This window comes from Cohnella xylanilytica, assembly GCF_014212175.1.
Classification (GTDB): Bacteria; Bacillota; Bacilli; order Paenibacillales; family Paenibacillaceae; genus Cohnella; species Cohnella xylanilytica.
In genome coordinates this window covers 76,389-89,718 of record NZ_JACJVR010000070.1, presented here as the reverse complement: position 1 = coordinate 89,718, position 13,330 = coordinate 76,389, and the positions used below count along the sequence as shown (strand labels likewise).

At 61.5% G+C, this 13,330-nt stretch carries 16 protein-coding genes, 1 pseudogene and 1 riboswitch; of the genes and pseudogenes, 14 read left to right on the top strand and 3 right to left on the bottom strand.

Annotation, left to right across the window (positions count from 1 at the left end; genetic code table 11):
• The first annotated feature begins 289 nt into the window (after window positions 1-289).
• From H7B90_RS18285 to H7B90_RS18235, 11 genes and pseudogenes are all read left to right on the top strand, one after another.
• Complete coding sequence (locus H7B90_RS18285) at window positions 290-817, top strand: sigma-70 family RNA polymerase sigma factor (protein WP_185137334.1); 528 nt, start codon at window positions 290-292, stop codon at window positions 815-817.
• The gene (locus tag H7B90_RS18280) at window positions 814-1,938 is read left to right on the top strand and encodes a DUF4179 domain-containing protein (protein WP_185137333.1); all 1,125 of its coding nucleotides are present in this window, start codon (window positions 814-816) and stop codon (window positions 1,936-1,938) included. The genes H7B90_RS18285 and H7B90_RS18280 overlap by 4 nt, the downstream gene beginning before the upstream one ends.
• A 107-nt stretch (window positions 1,939-2,045) precedes the next feature.
• On the top strand, window positions 2,046-2,336 hold the full coding sequence (locus tag H7B90_RS18275; protein ID WP_311772754.1) for a hypothetical protein: 291 nt from the start codon (window positions 2,046-2,048) through the stop codon (window positions 2,334-2,336).
• Between the two features lie 125 nt (window positions 2,337-2,461).
• Entirely contained in the window at window positions 2,462-2,914 is a 453-nt protein-coding gene (locus H7B90_RS18270; protein WP_185137332.1) for a GNAT family N-acetyltransferase, read from the top strand.
• A gap of 119 nt (window positions 2,915-3,033) precedes the next feature.
• Window positions 3,034-3,112: riboswitch (ZMP/ZTP riboswitch) on the top strand.
• A gap of 64 nt (window positions 3,113-3,176) precedes the next feature.
• Window positions 3,177-3,749 carry a DJ-1/PfpI family protein gene (locus H7B90_RS18265; RefSeq protein ID WP_185137331.1) on the top strand — a complete coding sequence of 191 codons (573 nt, stop codon included), beginning with the start codon at window positions 3,177-3,179 and terminating at the stop codon, window positions 3,747-3,749.
• A 129-nt stretch (window positions 3,750-3,878) separates the two neighbouring features.
• Window positions 3,879-4,190 (top strand): ArsR/SmtB family transcription factor, encoded by a 312-nt coding sequence (locus H7B90_RS18260; RefSeq protein ID WP_185137330.1) that lies wholly within the window; start codon window positions 3,879-3,881, stop codon window positions 4,188-4,190.
• 33 nt (window positions 4,191-4,223) lie between these two features.
• Complete coding sequence (locus H7B90_RS18255; RefSeq protein WP_185137329.1) at window positions 4,224-4,709, top strand: SRPBCC family protein; 486 nt, start codon at window positions 4,224-4,226, stop codon at window positions 4,707-4,709.
• 274 nt (window positions 4,710-4,983) lie between these two features.
• Complete coding sequence (locus H7B90_RS18250) at window positions 4,984-6,756, top strand: glycerophosphodiester phosphodiesterase (RefSeq protein WP_185137328.1); 1,773 nt, start codon at window positions 4,984-4,986, stop codon at window positions 6,754-6,756.
• A gap of 71 nt (window positions 6,757-6,827) precedes the next feature.
• On the top strand, window positions 6,828-7,211 hold the full coding sequence (locus tag H7B90_RS18245; RefSeq protein ID WP_185137341.1) for a VOC family protein: 384 nt from the start codon (window positions 6,828-6,830) through the stop codon (window positions 7,209-7,211).
• Window positions 7,212-7,319: 108 nt separating this feature from the next.
• A pseudogene (locus H7B90_RS33720) lies at window positions 7,320-7,484 on the top strand (YczO family protein); the annotation flags it as partial.
• An 18-nt stretch (window positions 7,485-7,502) separates the two neighbouring features.
• Window positions 7,503-8,009, top strand: a complete 507-nt coding sequence (locus tag H7B90_RS18235; protein ID WP_185137327.1) for a TraR/DksA C4-type zinc finger protein — start codon at window positions 7,503-7,505, stop codon at window positions 8,007-8,009.
• A gap of 65 nt (window positions 8,010-8,074) precedes the next feature.
• Here H7B90_RS18235 and H7B90_RS18230 read toward each other — a convergent pair whose 3' ends face one another.
• Together H7B90_RS18230 and H7B90_RS18225 are read right to left on the bottom strand one after the other, a co-directional pair.
• On the bottom strand, window positions 8,075-8,389 hold the full coding sequence (locus tag H7B90_RS18230) for a hypothetical protein (RefSeq protein ID WP_185137326.1): 315 nt from the start codon (window positions 8,387-8,389) through the stop codon (window positions 8,075-8,077).
• Entirely contained in the window at window positions 8,382-8,750 is a 369-nt protein-coding gene (locus H7B90_RS18225) for a DUF6864 domain-containing function (protein WP_185137325.1), read from the bottom strand. The genes H7B90_RS18230 and H7B90_RS18225 overlap by 8 nt, the downstream gene beginning before the upstream one ends.
• Window positions 8,751-9,115: 365 nt before the next feature.
• Here H7B90_RS18225 and H7B90_RS18220 point away from each other — a divergent pair, with 365 nt between their 5' ends.
• Complete coding sequence (locus H7B90_RS18220) at window positions 9,116-9,889, top strand: MeeY/MeeF family manganese export membrane protein (protein ID WP_185137324.1); 774 nt, start codon at window positions 9,116-9,118, stop codon at window positions 9,887-9,889.
• Between the two features lie 23 nt (window positions 9,890-9,912).
• On the top strand, window positions 9,913-10,512 hold the full coding sequence (locus H7B90_RS18215) for a DUF8426 domain-containing protein (protein ID WP_185137323.1): 600 nt from the start codon (window positions 9,913-9,915) through the stop codon (window positions 10,510-10,512).
• Window positions 10,513-10,601: 89 nt separating this feature from the next.
• On the opposite strand, the gene H7B90_RS18210 is transcribed toward H7B90_RS18215, so the two are convergent.
• Window positions 10,602-11,516 (bottom strand): amidoligase family protein, encoded by a 915-nt coding sequence (locus H7B90_RS18210; RefSeq protein WP_185137322.1) that lies wholly within the window; start codon window positions 11,514-11,516, stop codon window positions 10,602-10,604.
• Between the two features lie 274 nt (window positions 11,517-11,790).
• On the opposite strand from H7B90_RS18210, the gene H7B90_RS18205 reads away from it, so the two are divergent.
• Window positions 11,791-13,278 (top strand): protein adenylyltransferase SelO, encoded by a 1,488-nt coding sequence (locus tag H7B90_RS18205; RefSeq protein ID WP_185137321.1) that lies wholly within the window; start codon window positions 11,791-11,793, stop codon window positions 13,276-13,278.
• Window positions 13,279-13,330: the final 52 nt, after the last annotated feature.

Below are 13,330 nucleotides of genomic sequence, written 5' to 3'. Positions count from 1 at the left end.
TACGAGGGACGAACCCAGGAGACGCTATTTAGCGTCAATAGCCCCTTTTGAAACTCTAACGAACTCCAGCGATCTTATTTGGGGCCACTCGGGGGAAAAACGGGCTTCCAGCACGAAATAGCGTCTATACCGATTCGTTAGAATCGAAAATCCATTGTTTTTGGCGAAATAGCGTCTCCTCGATTCGTTAGCCGCCGCCAAAAATCTATTTTTTTCGCCCGATGAGAAACCTGCCGTCCCGCTCGCGGCTCTAATAGATAGAAGAGAGAAAGGAAGGAGCTTGCGCCTCATGCAAGATTTGGAACTGGCGGCGGCAGCGAAGGCCGGGTCGCGCGATGCGTTTATCTCGCTTATTCGCAAGAACGAGACGATGTTGTACTCGATCGCGAACGGAATTCTGCGGTCCCGGCCGGACGTTCTGGACGCGATTCAAGAGACGATCTTGCAAGCTTACAAGGAGATCGCCAGGCTGAGGGAGCCCGCCTACTTCCGGACGTGGCTCGTTCGTATCCTGATCAACGAGTGCAGGCGGGTCATCCGCCACAACCGGAAGGTGATCCCGGTGGAGCATCTTCAGGACAAGCGCGCCGGCTCGCATGCGCTGGAGTCCGATCTGGAGCTTCTCGACCTGCTCGACGGGCTGGGCATGGACCAGAAGGAGATCGTCGTGCTGTATTACTTGGAGGACCTGTCGATCCAGGAGATCGCGGGAATCGTGGACTTGAGCGAGAGCGGCGTGAAGTCGAGGCTTCACCGGGCTCGGATCAAATTGGAAGCGTTGATGCGGGAACCCGCCATGAAGGAGGAACTGCCATGATGCACCGAACGGAATGGGAAAAGGAGCTGGCGGACAAGCTGCGGAGAAGTTCTGTCGTCCCCGCCGATGTTCACGAGGGGATCGAGAGCTTGCTCGCCGGCCTGCCGCATCGGGGGCGATCGGAGAAGCGCCGTTCTCGCCGCCCTTGGGCGATCGTCGCGACGGCTGCGGCCGCGGTCCTCGTGGCCGGAGGGGCTTCGCTGTTCGCCGGCAGCGACTCGTTCGCCGAGACGGTGAAGCTGAAGCTGCAATCGATCTTCGCGGCGAGCGGGAATCCGGCTCTTATGCAGGAAGGTCAAGCAGGGGAGATGGGCGTTCTCCTCGAGAAAAGCGACAAGTCCTACACGCTCCGGGTTCACGAAGCGATGTTCGACGGCCAGCGCCTGTCGTTCAGCTATTCCGTCATGCGCCCGGAGGGCTTCCCGAAGGAGCTGTGGGTTCGGCCGGTCTTCGAGCTGGACCCCTCGATCAAGAAGGAATACCCGGGCATCGTCATGACGGACAGCGGGGAGACGCAGGGAGACGCGAAGACGGGCATCGTCAATTATTACTTTTCCGGGAAGGCGCCGGACGAGCTGCTGCTGAAAATCAGGGTTCCGGCTCTGGCGGTCTTCGACGATCCCGGCGATCAGAAGTTGCTCCCGGGAGATTGGAGCTTCCAGCTCCCGGTCGCCAAGCAAGGCGAACCGGTCCGCGAGCTGACCGGCCTCCCGAAGGCCGACGACGAGGACGTCCATTTCGAAGCAGAACGGGTCCGGACGGCATCCCGCTCGACGCTATGGACCTTCCTTTGGGAGTACCCGAGCTCGTGGCTGCCGAACCCGATGCTCGAAGAAGGTCCGAGGTCCAGCATTCACTATGAGATCGAAGCGGGCGGCACGCGATTGACCTACGTTCCGTTGAATACCGGGGGCTCCGGGAGGCTGAAGAAGCAAGGCAAGGTCGTAGAAGGCTTCCGCTATCGGACCGACACGCTTGTGACCGAACAACTCCCGAAGGGAGCGACGGAGGCGACGGTGACTCCGATCCTTAGAACGTGGATCAAGGGAGATCCGGCCGGCTACACCGAGAAGCCTCTGGAGCCGTTCGTCCTTCGCATTCCGGTTCCGGCCGGCAAGTAGCTTCCGCCTTTCACGCCGTTCGCCCGATTTCGCTACCGCAGGGACCGTCTTGTCCCCGCCGCCATATGCTGTATCGATCGCATCCTCCTTCAAGGAGGTGATGAAGAGTGGTCGATATAACGGGCGGAATGGAACTCGCCCTATGGATCGTGCTCGGCTCGATGGCCGTCAACCTGCTGGTCGGGCTTTACAAATCGCTCTCCAGCGGCAAGCCGTCGCCCGAATCCGTACTAAGCAGCCTTCGGGACATCGTCAGCTACGTGCTTCCGCTGATGATCCTGTCCGGCATCTCCGCCATGGACGAGACCGGCTGGATCGTGCCGCTGGCCTATTACGTCGGCGCGGTCGCCGTCGTCATCAAGTATTTGATGGATATTCGGGCCAAATGGCGGGCTTAATTTGGACGGGCTCGCTTAACGCGCCGCGCTAACTGGGAAGTCTCATTGCTAAGGGGCTTCCCGGTTTTGTTCCTTTTCCCCCGTGTCTGTATAATAGGGATAAATTCTTACATAAGGAGAACAACATGGAGATTCGCAACCTTCATTCCGGAGAGGCACCTCCGATGGAGCTGCTGCTGCTCGCCGATCCTTCCCGCAAGCTGGTCGAGGAGTATCTCAGCCGGGGAGAGACTTACGTAGCGGTGGAGGATCATCGGACGGTCGGCGTCTACGTGCTCCTGCCGACGAGACCGGATACCGTCGAATTGGTGAACGTCGCGGTCGCGGAAGAGCTGCACGGGCGCGGAATCGGGAAGAGCCTCGTCCGGCATGCCGTTCAGACGGCGAAGGCGAGAGGCTACCGGACCCTCGAGGTGGGGACGGGGAATTCCAGCATCGGTCAGCTGGCGCTGTACCAGAAGTGCGGCTTCCGGATCGTCGGCGTTGATATCGACTTTTTCACGAGGCACTACGAAGAGGAAATCTACGAGGACGGGATTCCTTGCAGGGACATGATCCGGCTGTCACAGGACCTGTAGGCAGCAGTCGGTAGACAGGTGCGGTCAGATGTCGGCGACTCGCAGATGGCGGTTGGAGAGCGCGAATTTTATGGCGCTTGACTTGATCGAATTTTCAGAATACGATATCCGTACATCACACCGATATGCGCGACTGGCGTAACGCGGAGAACCGCGAGGGAGCGCATAATCGTCATGCCGTACGCCTGGGCAAGAGTATTCGATCCTTCAGAGGGTCGGGTACTCTATTTATTTTATCCGAAGAAGGGAAGGGTGTTTGGGGATGAGAATGGCCTTTATTCTGTTCGACGGGATGACGACGCTGGATTTCGCCGGATTTTACGAAGCCGTAACCTGGATGGGAATTCTGGGGATTCGGGAGAACGTGTCGTGGGATTTCTGCGCCGCCGGGGAGCAAGTAACCGACGACCGGGGGTTGACGATCCGGGTCGGCCGGGTCCGCCCGGACTTGTCCGAGTACGATCTCGTCTTCGTCCCTGGGGGAATGCCGACCCGGCAGCTGAGACACGACGAGGACTTCCTGTCCTGGATTCGGACGGCTCGCGACGCGCAGTACAAGGCGTCCGTCTGCACGGGCGCATTGATCCTTGGAGCGGCGGGGTTCCTGCAAGGGAGAAGGGCGACGACGAACCCCTCCGCCTACGAGCTGCTGGAGCCCTATTGCTCGGAAGTAGTCCGGGAACGGTTCGTGAGGGACGGCGACGTTTTTACGGGAGGCGGGGTGTCGGCTTCCATCGATCTCGGGCTTTTCTTCGTGGAATCGATCGCTTCGGGCGAGGCGGTCAGGCGGATTCAAGCCAAGATGGACTATCCGTATTATTCTTCCACCAGATAGGACGATTAGGGAGCGAACAAGCACGCAGTGTACATGATGTGCAATCTGTACGAAGAAGCATCCGAGGATGCTTCTTCTGTCGTCTACATATAACTTGACGGAAATATAACCATTCGGTAATATGTAACCATGAACAACGATAAAATCTTCGAGGCGCTGGCCGAACCCAATCGGAGGAAGATTCTCGACCTGATCCTCGTCCGGGAGCGTTCCGTCGGCGAGCTGGTGGACCTGATGTCCTTGAGCCAACCGGGAATATCGAAGCATCTGCGCATTCTGAGGGAGGCCGGTCTGGTAAGTCTGCGCAAGGACGCGAAGCATCATCGGTACCGGTTGAATCCCGGGCCGCTCCGGGAAGCGCACGATTGGTTCGAGCCCTACCGCCGGTTCTGGACGAACAAGCTGGACGAGCTGGAGAAGCAGTTGGACCTGGACCCTTGAGCCGAAGAACCGAAGACGAGGAGGAGAGTATTCATGTTAGCCGCGATCAAGCCGTCCGAGGACGGATACGAAGCCCGCTTCGAGCGCCGCCTGAAGCATCCCGTCGAGAAGGTGTGGTCGTTCCTGACGGAGAACGACAAGCTGAAGAGATGGTTCTCCGAGCTGCAAGTGGACGATCTCCGCGAGGGAGGAGTCATCAAGTTCGACATGCAAGACGGAACGTTCGAGGAGATGAGGATTCTCGAGCTTCGGCCGCATTCGGTATTGGAATATACCTGGGGAGACGATCAGGTGCGGTTCGAGCTGTATCCGGAACCGGACGGAGGCAGCCGGCTCGTTCTGATCGAGAAGATCCGCCGCCTAACCGATCACTCGCCCAAGGATCTCGCCGGATGGCATGTCTGTCTGGACGTCGTCGAAGCGCTGCTGGACGACCGCACCTTCGAATCGCGCGAGCAGGCGTGGGAGAGACGGTACAAGGAATACGAGCGGGCTGTCGCGCGGCTGCGGAACGAGTAGGCCGGAGATCTGCCGCGGCGATTCGGGCTCGGAATCGGGATCGGGATCGGCGAATGCGATCCGCCAGTCCGCCAGGGAATCTCGAGAATCGCTGTCAAGTCCGGGGATTAGCCGTCATACCCTATAGGGAATGCATCGAGGCCGTGTCCGACCCGCTTGGGTAGGGAAGACGGTCTTCTTCGTCTCCTCCGAATCTTCGAACTTAGCCCTAGTTTTGTTCTATCGGGTGATTTAAGCTAGTAGAGACACCATAGAGAGATTGGACTGAATCGTTATGCTGAAGTTGCTGGGCAGAAGCATTCGCGATTTTCGCGCCTCCTACCCGAAGCTGCTGCTGTTCGAATATATGTACATGCTCGTGACCAGCTTCGTCATCATTCCCTTGATTACGCTGATCTTCGACCGGATCGTGGCGGCGGTCGGCTCCGGCTCGCTGCTGAACGGCGAGGTGTACCGTCTCGGCTTCCACTTCGAAGGCGTGCTCGGACTCGCCGCCATCGGGCTGGTCGCTTCGTTCGCGGTATTCGTGGAACTGGGCGTTCTCGTCATTATCGTCCAGCAGCGCTACTTCGGCCGGGACGTGGCCATCGCCGACGCGTGGCTGACGACGCTGCGCCAGACGCCGCGCCTGCTCGGGTTCGGCGCCGTTCAATTGGTCGCCCTGCTCCTGATCCTCATCCCGTTCATCGATTCGCCGCTGTCCGCTTCGTTCTACGCGCTGTTCAACGTGCCGATCCTGCTGGAGAACAAAGTGCTGAACGCCTCGTATACGATGACGATCGTCTACGTTCTCCTGCTCGCGGCGGCGATCTACGCGCTGCTGCGATGGATCTTCGTGCTGCACTTCGCCTTGCTGGAAGGCTGCCCGATAACCGAGGCGATGCGCAGAAGCCAGGCGCTGACGCGGGGAAGAAGGCTGCAGCTGTTCCTGTCGCTCATCCTGGTGAACGCCGCCGTGATCGGCGCCGGCTTCGCGGCGATCGCGTCCTTGTCCTATCTGCCTTCTTGGCTGGACATGAACGTGCTCGAGGTGTTCACGAAGCATTATTCGCTCACTCTGTCCACGATCCTTACGTACATGATCGCGCTGCTTCTCCTCCCGGCGAACATGATCCTGCTGACGCGGCTGTTCTATTATTTCGGCCGCGCCAAAGGCCTCAAGCCGCAAGACCGCCTGAACGTCTATCGCAGCGGACTCGGCCGGCTGGAGCAGCGTCTGGTCTCGTTCGCAAAGAATCTCAAGCACAAGAGAGTCCTGTACGGAACCGTAGCCGTCGCCTACCTGTGCCTGGCTCTGTTCGTCGGCTTCAAAGCGACCGACAGTCTCGTCTACGCCAAGTGGAGCGTCGTGATCGCCGCCCATCGGAGCAACTCCGGCGACGAGCCGGAGAATTCGCTTCTGGCCGTGAAGGCCGCCATCGAACAGGGCGTTCCGTCGGTCGAACTGGACGTCCAGCTGACGAAGGACGGCGTCGCGGTGCTGAATCACGATTACACGTTGAAGCGGATGGCCGGGGCGAACGCGAAGGTGTCGGACCTCACCCTTGAAGAGCTTCGCCGGCTGTCGATCGGCCGGGATGCCGAAGGGGAGCCCGTTCCCGTTCCGACGCTCGAAGAGGTGCTGGCGGAGGCGAAGGGACGCATCAAGCTGCTGCTCGACATGAAGCCGTACGGAGCGGGCGAGCCGCTGGCGCGCGAAGTCGTTCGTCTCGTGCAGCAATACGAGATGGAACAAGAAGTATACATTCAGTCGTTCGACGGCGGCACGCTTCGGCAGATCCGGTCGCTCGCTCCCGAGATCAAGATCGGGCAGATTCTCTACTTCGCGCTGGGCGACCTGACGAAGCTCGACGTCGACTTCTATACGATCGAGCAGGTCATGCTGACCGATCAGCTCGTCAAGAAGGCGCACGGCGCCGGGCGCGAAGTCTGGGTATGGACGGTGAACAGCCGCCGGAACATGACGGAAGTGCTGAAGTTCGAGATCGACGGAATCATCACGGATTATCCTCAGCTCGCCCAATCGCTCGTAGAGCTGAATCTGTAGAACCGCGCCCTCCTTGTACATGGTAAAATAGGGAAATCCATTCGAAATCCCGCGGAGAGGGGTAATGAACTCTGCTAACCTCGCTTGAACACGCGCAAATTCCGGTGCGCCGGATGGAGCGGGCCATCTCGTGGTACGTCGACCATCTGGGGTTCCGGCTGAGCAGCCGGGACGGCGACCGCATCGCCTTCCTGACGCTGCCGGAAGGGCCGCTTCTGATGCTGTGGCAGACGGAGGACGAAGCGTCGCACGCGCACTTCACGGTGGGCGGGACGGACTATCCGGCGCTGCTCTACCGAACGGAGCGGATTCACGAGCTTCACGAACGGTTGGCGGGGATCGGCGCCCGTATTCAGCAGTTCCGGAACGACGGCTTCGCCTGGGTGCTCAAGTTCTACGATCCGGAAGGGAACCTGTGGGGGGCGCTGCAGTTCAACCCGCCGTCCGCCGATTGACGGTCTAGCCTTCGCACGGCTCCGATTCCCTTCTCCCCTCCTTGTTTAAATAAGGGGTAGGAGGTGGGGCACATGAGCGATCGGTAGCGAAGCGCAGATCGGGACCATCCCGAGCAATACCCGACGGACAAGAAGAGCTTGTTCGACATGTGGGAGAGCGAGCGGAACGTCGACCCGATTCCGGTCGAGGACCTCGGCATCGAGCAGCGGGACGAGAAGGCTCGCGAGAAGACGAAGGACGCCTCCTCCAGCGAGAGGAAGTACAAGCCTTAAGAAGAGGAGGCGAGCGGAATGGGCGATCTGACCCGTGAAGAGCTTAAGAAGCTGAAGGGCCTGTTACGGGAGGAAAAGAAGGAGATCCTGCGCCACCTGGAAGAGGCTGGAGCGGCGGAAGGCGAATCGCTCGCCGACGCGTCCGGCGAGATCTCGTCGTACGACAACCATCCCGCGGACCTGGCGACGGAGACCGCCGACCGGGAGCGGGATCTGGCGATCGACGGCGCCTTCCGGGAGCGGCTGGACGCGGTCGGCCGGGCGCTCGCGCGGATGAAGGACGGCGAATACGGCAAGTGCGAGACATGCGGGAAGCCGATTCCGTACGAGCGGCTCGAAGCGATTCCGTGGACGCCGTTCTGCGTCGAGCACTCTCGTTCGCCCGCCGAGATGGCGCAGCCGGATACAGCCGCGCCGGCCGGATCGGCGAAGGACGAGCAGCCCGGTCTGCGCTTCGACGACAATGCGGGCGCTTGGCGGGCCGTCGAAGCCTACGGCGACTCGGACTCCATGACGGGGCGATGAACAGCTCGCCGCATACGAGAGAGAAGCAAGGCGCGGGAAGCGCCTTGCTTCTCTCTTTCTTTTACTCAACTTCGGCCCTCCTTCGTCCGCGACCCGATCAGGTAGCCGATAATCGTCGATTCGACGGGAAGCACGACGAGCGTCCACATCTCCTTCAGCCCGAACTCGGGCGAACGGTACCGCTCCGGCGTCAGCGTGTAGACAAGCGCGACGAGAAGGATGCCGAGCGCGATCGTCCCGACGATGTAGAGGCGGACGTTCTCGCCCGAGCCGTAGAACTTGCCCAGGAAGCCCAGCTCCGCCTTGCGCCTCTCGCTCTCCGCGTTCGCCGCGATGATCTTGCTGGCGACCTTCGGATCCTGAATCTCGAGCCTATTCATGATCGGGGACCCCCTCGCCGGCGTAGAACGTGAAGTTGAGCGCCCACGACGCGGCATCGTAATGGATGGTCACTTCGAAGCGCAAGGAGAGCTTGCGGTTGTTCAGAACGCCCAGATGGAGCAGGTCCTGGTTGCCGATCGGCTTGCCCCGAGGATAATTCACGCAAGCGATCCGAACCTCGTTGTAGCGGACCAGCCGAATGTCCGTCGCGAAGTCGTCCCTGTCCGGCTCCCGCTCGATGCAGAACACGAACTTCAGCGGATCGCGCTCCTCCGACAAGACGATCTCGATCGGATTCATCCCATAGGCGAATACCCTTCCGTGATAGGCGACTTCGAATCCTCCGGACGTTATTCTCATGCGCATCCCTCCGGCCTCGTACGAGCTTCCTTCATTCCATTGTACGAGCGGAGCGGCGGCCTCATGCCTCATGCCTCATCGCGACGATCCCAAAAAAAGATCGTCCGATTCTTGAAACCGGGACGGCCTCTGCGCGTATACCTTCCCGAAGACGCTCTGCCGCATGCGCAAAGCGCCGTTTTCCAAAGGGGAGTAGCTGCCACAACCACGTCGTCATTACGAGAGCCGCGCTCTCCGGCTTGGTTGGCATTGCCGAGAGGCGTTGTTAGCGAGACCTTTGCCCGAATAAGGCGAAGGTCTCTTCGCGTTTTTCCGGGGGTGAAAATAAGCGGCAGGCGATCCGAAAAACGGAGAGGGGATGTTCGATGGATTTCGGAATGCTGCTGGAGTACGGATGGGTGCTGCTGGTCCTCATCGCGCTCGAAGGCCTGCTGGCCGCCGACAACGCACTCGTGCTCGCCATCATGGTCAAGCACTTGCCCGAGAAGACGCGGAAGAAGGCGCTGTTCTACGGGCTCGCGGGGGCGTTCGTCTTCCGCTTCGCTTCGCTGTTCGTGATCTCGTATCTGGTGGATATTTGGCAAGTGCAAGCGATCGGAGCGCTGTATCTGCTGTTTATCGCGGGCAATCATATTTTCCGGAAGGTTATCGTGAAGAAGGGCGAGCAGTCGGCGGAAAAGAAGGAGAGCAAGAAGCAGTCCGGCTTCTGGACGACGGTGCTCAAGGTCGAAGTGGCCGACATCGCCTTCGCGATCGATTCCATCCTGGCGGCCGTCGCGCTCGCCGTCGCGCTGCCGACGACGGACCTGCCGCGGATCGGCGGCATGGACGGCGGACATTTCATCGTCATTTTCCTCGGGGGATTCATCGGCCTTCTGATCATGCGCTTCGCCGCTTCGCTGTTCGTGAAGCTGCTGGAGAGCCGGCCCGCGCTGGAACTCGCCGCCTTCGCGATCGTCGGCTGGGTCGGCGTCAAGCTGGCCGTTCATACCCTGGCGCACCCGTCGATCCACGTCATCCCCCACGACTTCGCGGAATCGTCGGCCTGGAAGCTCATTTTCTATGCGGTGCTGCTATTGATCGCCGTCTGCGGCTGGTTCCTGTCCGGAAGCAGGCAGCAGGCCAAAGAGGCCGCTTAAAGCGGCGAATAGGGGGAATCGGGATGCGGCTGTACCGGTTAAAGGCGGACCCGGGGGGACCTCGGGGGCTGCCGGAATATCTGGAGAATCATTACGTCAGCTTCGGCGAGCCGGGATCGGGAGATTGGAGCCGGCTCGACAGGGCCCGGCTTGAGCAGCTTCTGGGAGGGACGGAGGCGAACCGGCGAGCGGAAGACGCCTTCGTCTTCGCGCATGTCATGCAGGACGGGGATTATGTCCTTGCGACGGACGGAGAACGCTTCGTCCTGGGCGATCTGGGGGACTATTATTATCTCGAGGAATTCGACAGCGCCGAGAGCCGCAGCGGCCATCGGCGCGGGGTCACTTGGCTTCGGAGCCTGAAGAGCGAGGAGCTGCATCCCGAGCTGCAGGCCTTCCTTCGCGAAGAAGGGGAGCTTGGCCTCTTCGGCCGCGACGTGACCCGCGAGGAGCTGGAGCGGCTGCTCGTCCGGCCGGCGGAGGACGGAAGCGCGCGGATCGACGAGGCGACGATCCGGGAAGCGCTGGACGTGCTGAGGGCGGCCATGCGAAGCGACGACGCCGACCGGCGGGATCGGGCCGCGATCGCGATTCTGCAGGCGGCGCAGTGGCTGAACCGTTAAGTCGGGAGCTGGCGCCTGCCAACCCGTACGCACAAGCAACAGCCCCCTTGATCGATCCAAGGGGGCTGCAAAAGTTCGCGGCACCAGATTTAATTCGGAAGGGAGCGGGCGAGTTCCCAACCGGCGGCGGGCAGGCGGAACAGATGCTTGCTCGGCCGGCCGTCTTCGTCCTCGATGACCGCCAGGATTCCGTCCGGGGCGGGCAGGAGCTGAAGAATCTCTCCTCCCGGGACAAGCCGGCGCGCCTCCGGCGTCAGAACGGGAACCAGCGCGTTCTCCAGCCACATCCTCTCGCGGTACCAGCGCGGAGCGGCGATCGGCTTGGGGTATCCGCCGAGCGGGGCGCCAAGCTCCGCGGCCAGCTCCAGAGGCTCCCGGGGGAGCGAACGTCCTTCGCCTACGGCCGCGACGAACCGGAGGCAGAGCTCGACGGCGCGCAGCGCTTCGTCTTCGTCGAGGGAGCCGTTGGCGTACCGAATTTCCGCCGTGCCGATGTCGTACCACGCCGCCAGATTGATGCCGCAGCGATGGGATTGCGGCCTTCCCCGGCGAAGGAGAGAGGCTTCTCCCGGTGCCGCCAGATAGCGTTCCCGAATCTCCGGGGTGACGGGAGGGCAGAAGACCCGCCGGTCCTCGCCGGTCTCGAGCAGGCGCTGGAGAGCTTCCTGATACCGCATTGCCGCTTCGATAAACCGCGGGATCGCTTCCTCTCCCCAACGTTCCAGGGAGACGTGGACATGCAGCCCGCAGTTCCAATTCGCTCTCGCCCCCGCCGCCCGCAGCCGGGCCAGCATGACGCGGATCTGCTCCCGGTCGTCCCAGACGATCGGAGGCGGCTTGAGCTCGCTTCCGGATTCTTCTCCCGTATCGTCGATCTGGCGTTCTTCGAGCGACAGCATCCAGCCGGGCAGAAGCTCGATCTCCTCCAGAACCCCGCCGACGAATTCGATCTCGACGCCGAACCGTATTTTTTGCCATAACTCCTGGTCGCGTTCTCTTCTCATCGTTCGCCATCCTCCCGTATTCTTAGGAATTCGACCTTCAAGAACCGGGATTCGGGCGGAGGACGGGCTTAACGAGGCACTTGATCGGGCGGCACGAGCATTCCTCCAGTCGTTGTGGTCTCGATTAAGGCCATTGTATAAAGCGCCGGCGCTGCGGGTCAACCGGAATTCGGGCGAAGCCGGGGAAGATTGTTGGAACCGGCAGGGAGACGCGCTTCGGATAGGGTATAATACGGAAGAAGATCACAATAAGCCGGAAAAGAAGGGTGAAGCGATGACCGATCTACACGCGAGGACCGCGGCGGGATGGAACTTCGACAACAGCTATGCCCGCCTGCCGGACCGGATGTTCACCCGGCTCGCTCCGACCGCCGTTCGCGCGCCGGAGCTCGTCGTCCTGAACGATTCGCTGGCGGCTTCCCTCGGCTTGAACGCCGAGGCGCTTCGAACCGAACAAGGCGCGGCGGAGCTGGCGGGCAACCGGATTCCCGAAGGCGCCGAGCCTCTCGCCCAGGCGTACGCCGGCCACCAGTTCGGGCATTTCACGATGCTGGGAGACGGCCGGGCCCTGCTTCTCGGCGAGCAGATCACCCCGCGCGGGGAGAGGTTCGACATTCAGCTCAAGGGTTCGGGCCCCACTCCCTATTCCCGCCGGGGAGACGGCCGAGCGGCGCTCGGACCGATGCTGCGCGAATACATCATCAGCGAAGCGATGCACGCGCTGGGCATCCCGACGACTCGCAGCCTGGCCGTCGCGGCGACCGGGGAGACCATTCTGCGCGAGACCGAGCTGCCCGGCGCCGTTCTGACCCGCGTGGCGGCGAGCCATATCCGCGTCGGCACGTTCCAGTACGCGGCCAATTGGGGAACCGCCGAAGAGCTCCGCGCGCTGGCCGATTATACGCTGCGCAGGCATTACCCGGACATCGAGGCGGGAGCCGAAGCGAAGGACAACCGCTATCTGGCCCTGCTTCGCGGGGCGATCGACCGGCAGGCCGCTCTCATCGCCCAATGGATGCTCGTCGGCTTCATTCACGGGGTGATGAACACCGACAACATGGCCCTTAGCGGCGAGACGATCGATTACGGGCCGTGCGCCTTCATGGACGTCTACGACCCGGCGACGGTGTTCAGCTCCATCGACACCCAAGGCCGCTACGCCTACGGCAACCAGCCGTATATCGGCGCCTGGAATCTGGCCCGGTTGGCGGAAGCCATCCTGCCCCTGCTGCATGACGAGGAGGAGCAGGCCGTCAAGCTGGCCGAGGACGCCCTCGCGGGCTACAACGAGGCGTACCAGCGCCGCTGGCTGGCGGGGATGCGGGCGAAGCTCGGGATCGGGAACGAAGAGAAGGAAGACGAAGTTCTGATCGCGGATCTTCTCCGTATCATGCGGCAATCCCGCGCGGATTACACCCACACGTTCCGGGCCTTGACCTTCGATCGGGCGGAGGAGACGCCGCTGGCCGGCACGGAGGAATTCGGGCCGTGGCGCGAGCGTTGGCAGGCGCGGCTCGGCAGGCAGGAAGAGCCTCCCGAAGCCTGGAAGCAGAGGATGCGCGACCATAATCCCGCGGTCATCCCTCGCAACCACCGGGTGGAGGAGGCGTTGGAGGCGGCGGTGGAAGACGGCGATTACGGCGTGATGCAGCGCCTCTTGAACGCTCTCTCCAAGCCGTTCGCGCATTCCCCCGACCAGGAGGAATACGCGGCGCTGCCTCCGGAATCGTCTTGCGCTTACCGGACTTTCTGCGGCACCTGAACTTACCGATATTCGCGCATGAGTAACGATAAGCCGAGAAGTTTCCCATGCA

Coding starts and splice junctions, on each gene's coding strand:
- H7B90_RS18285 (WP_185137334.1), top strand. CDS start 290: ATGCAAGATTTGGAACTGGCGGCGGCAGCGAAGGCCGGGTCGCGCGAT.
- H7B90_RS18280 (WP_185137333.1), top strand. CDS start 814: ATGATGCACCGAACGGAATGGGAAAAGGAGCTGGCGGACAAGCTGCGG.
- H7B90_RS18270 (WP_185137332.1), top strand. CDS start 2,462: ATGGAGATTCGCAACCTTCATTCCGGAGAGGCACCTCCGATGGAGCTG.
- H7B90_RS18265 (WP_185137331.1), top strand. CDS start 3,177: ATGAGAATGGCCTTTATTCTGTTCGACGGGATGACGACGCTGGATTTC.
- H7B90_RS18260 (WP_185137330.1), top strand. CDS start 3,879: ATGAACAACGATAAAATCTTCGAGGCGCTGGCCGAACCCAATCGGAGG.
- H7B90_RS18255 (WP_185137329.1), top strand. CDS start 4,224: ATGTTAGCCGCGATCAAGCCGTCCGAGGACGGATACGAAGCCCGCTTC.
- H7B90_RS18250 (WP_185137328.1), top strand. CDS start 4,984: ATGCTGAAGTTGCTGGGCAGAAGCATTCGCGATTTTCGCGCCTCCTAC.
- H7B90_RS18235 (WP_185137327.1), top strand. CDS start 7,503: ATGGGCGATCTGACCCGTGAAGAGCTTAAGAAGCTGAAGGGCCTGTTA.
- H7B90_RS18230 (WP_185137326.1), bottom strand. CDS start 8,389: ATGAATAGGCTCGAGATTCAGGATCCGAAGGTCGCCAGCAAGATCATC.
- H7B90_RS18225 (WP_185137325.1), bottom strand. CDS start 8,750: ATGAGAATAACGTCCGGAGGATTCGAAGTCGCCTATCACGGAAGGGTA.
- H7B90_RS18220 (WP_185137324.1), top strand. CDS start 9,116: ATGGATTTCGGAATGCTGCTGGAGTACGGATGGGTGCTGCTGGTCCTC.
- H7B90_RS18215 (WP_185137323.1), top strand. CDS start 9,913: ATGCGGCTGTACCGGTTAAAGGCGGACCCGGGGGGACCTCGGGGGCTG.
- H7B90_RS18210 (WP_185137322.1), bottom strand. CDS start 11,516: ATGAGAAGAGAACGCGACCAGGAGTTATGGCAAAAAATACGGTTCGGC.
- H7B90_RS18205 (WP_185137321.1), top strand. CDS start 11,791: ATGACCGATCTACACGCGAGGACCGCGGCGGGATGGAACTTCGACAAC.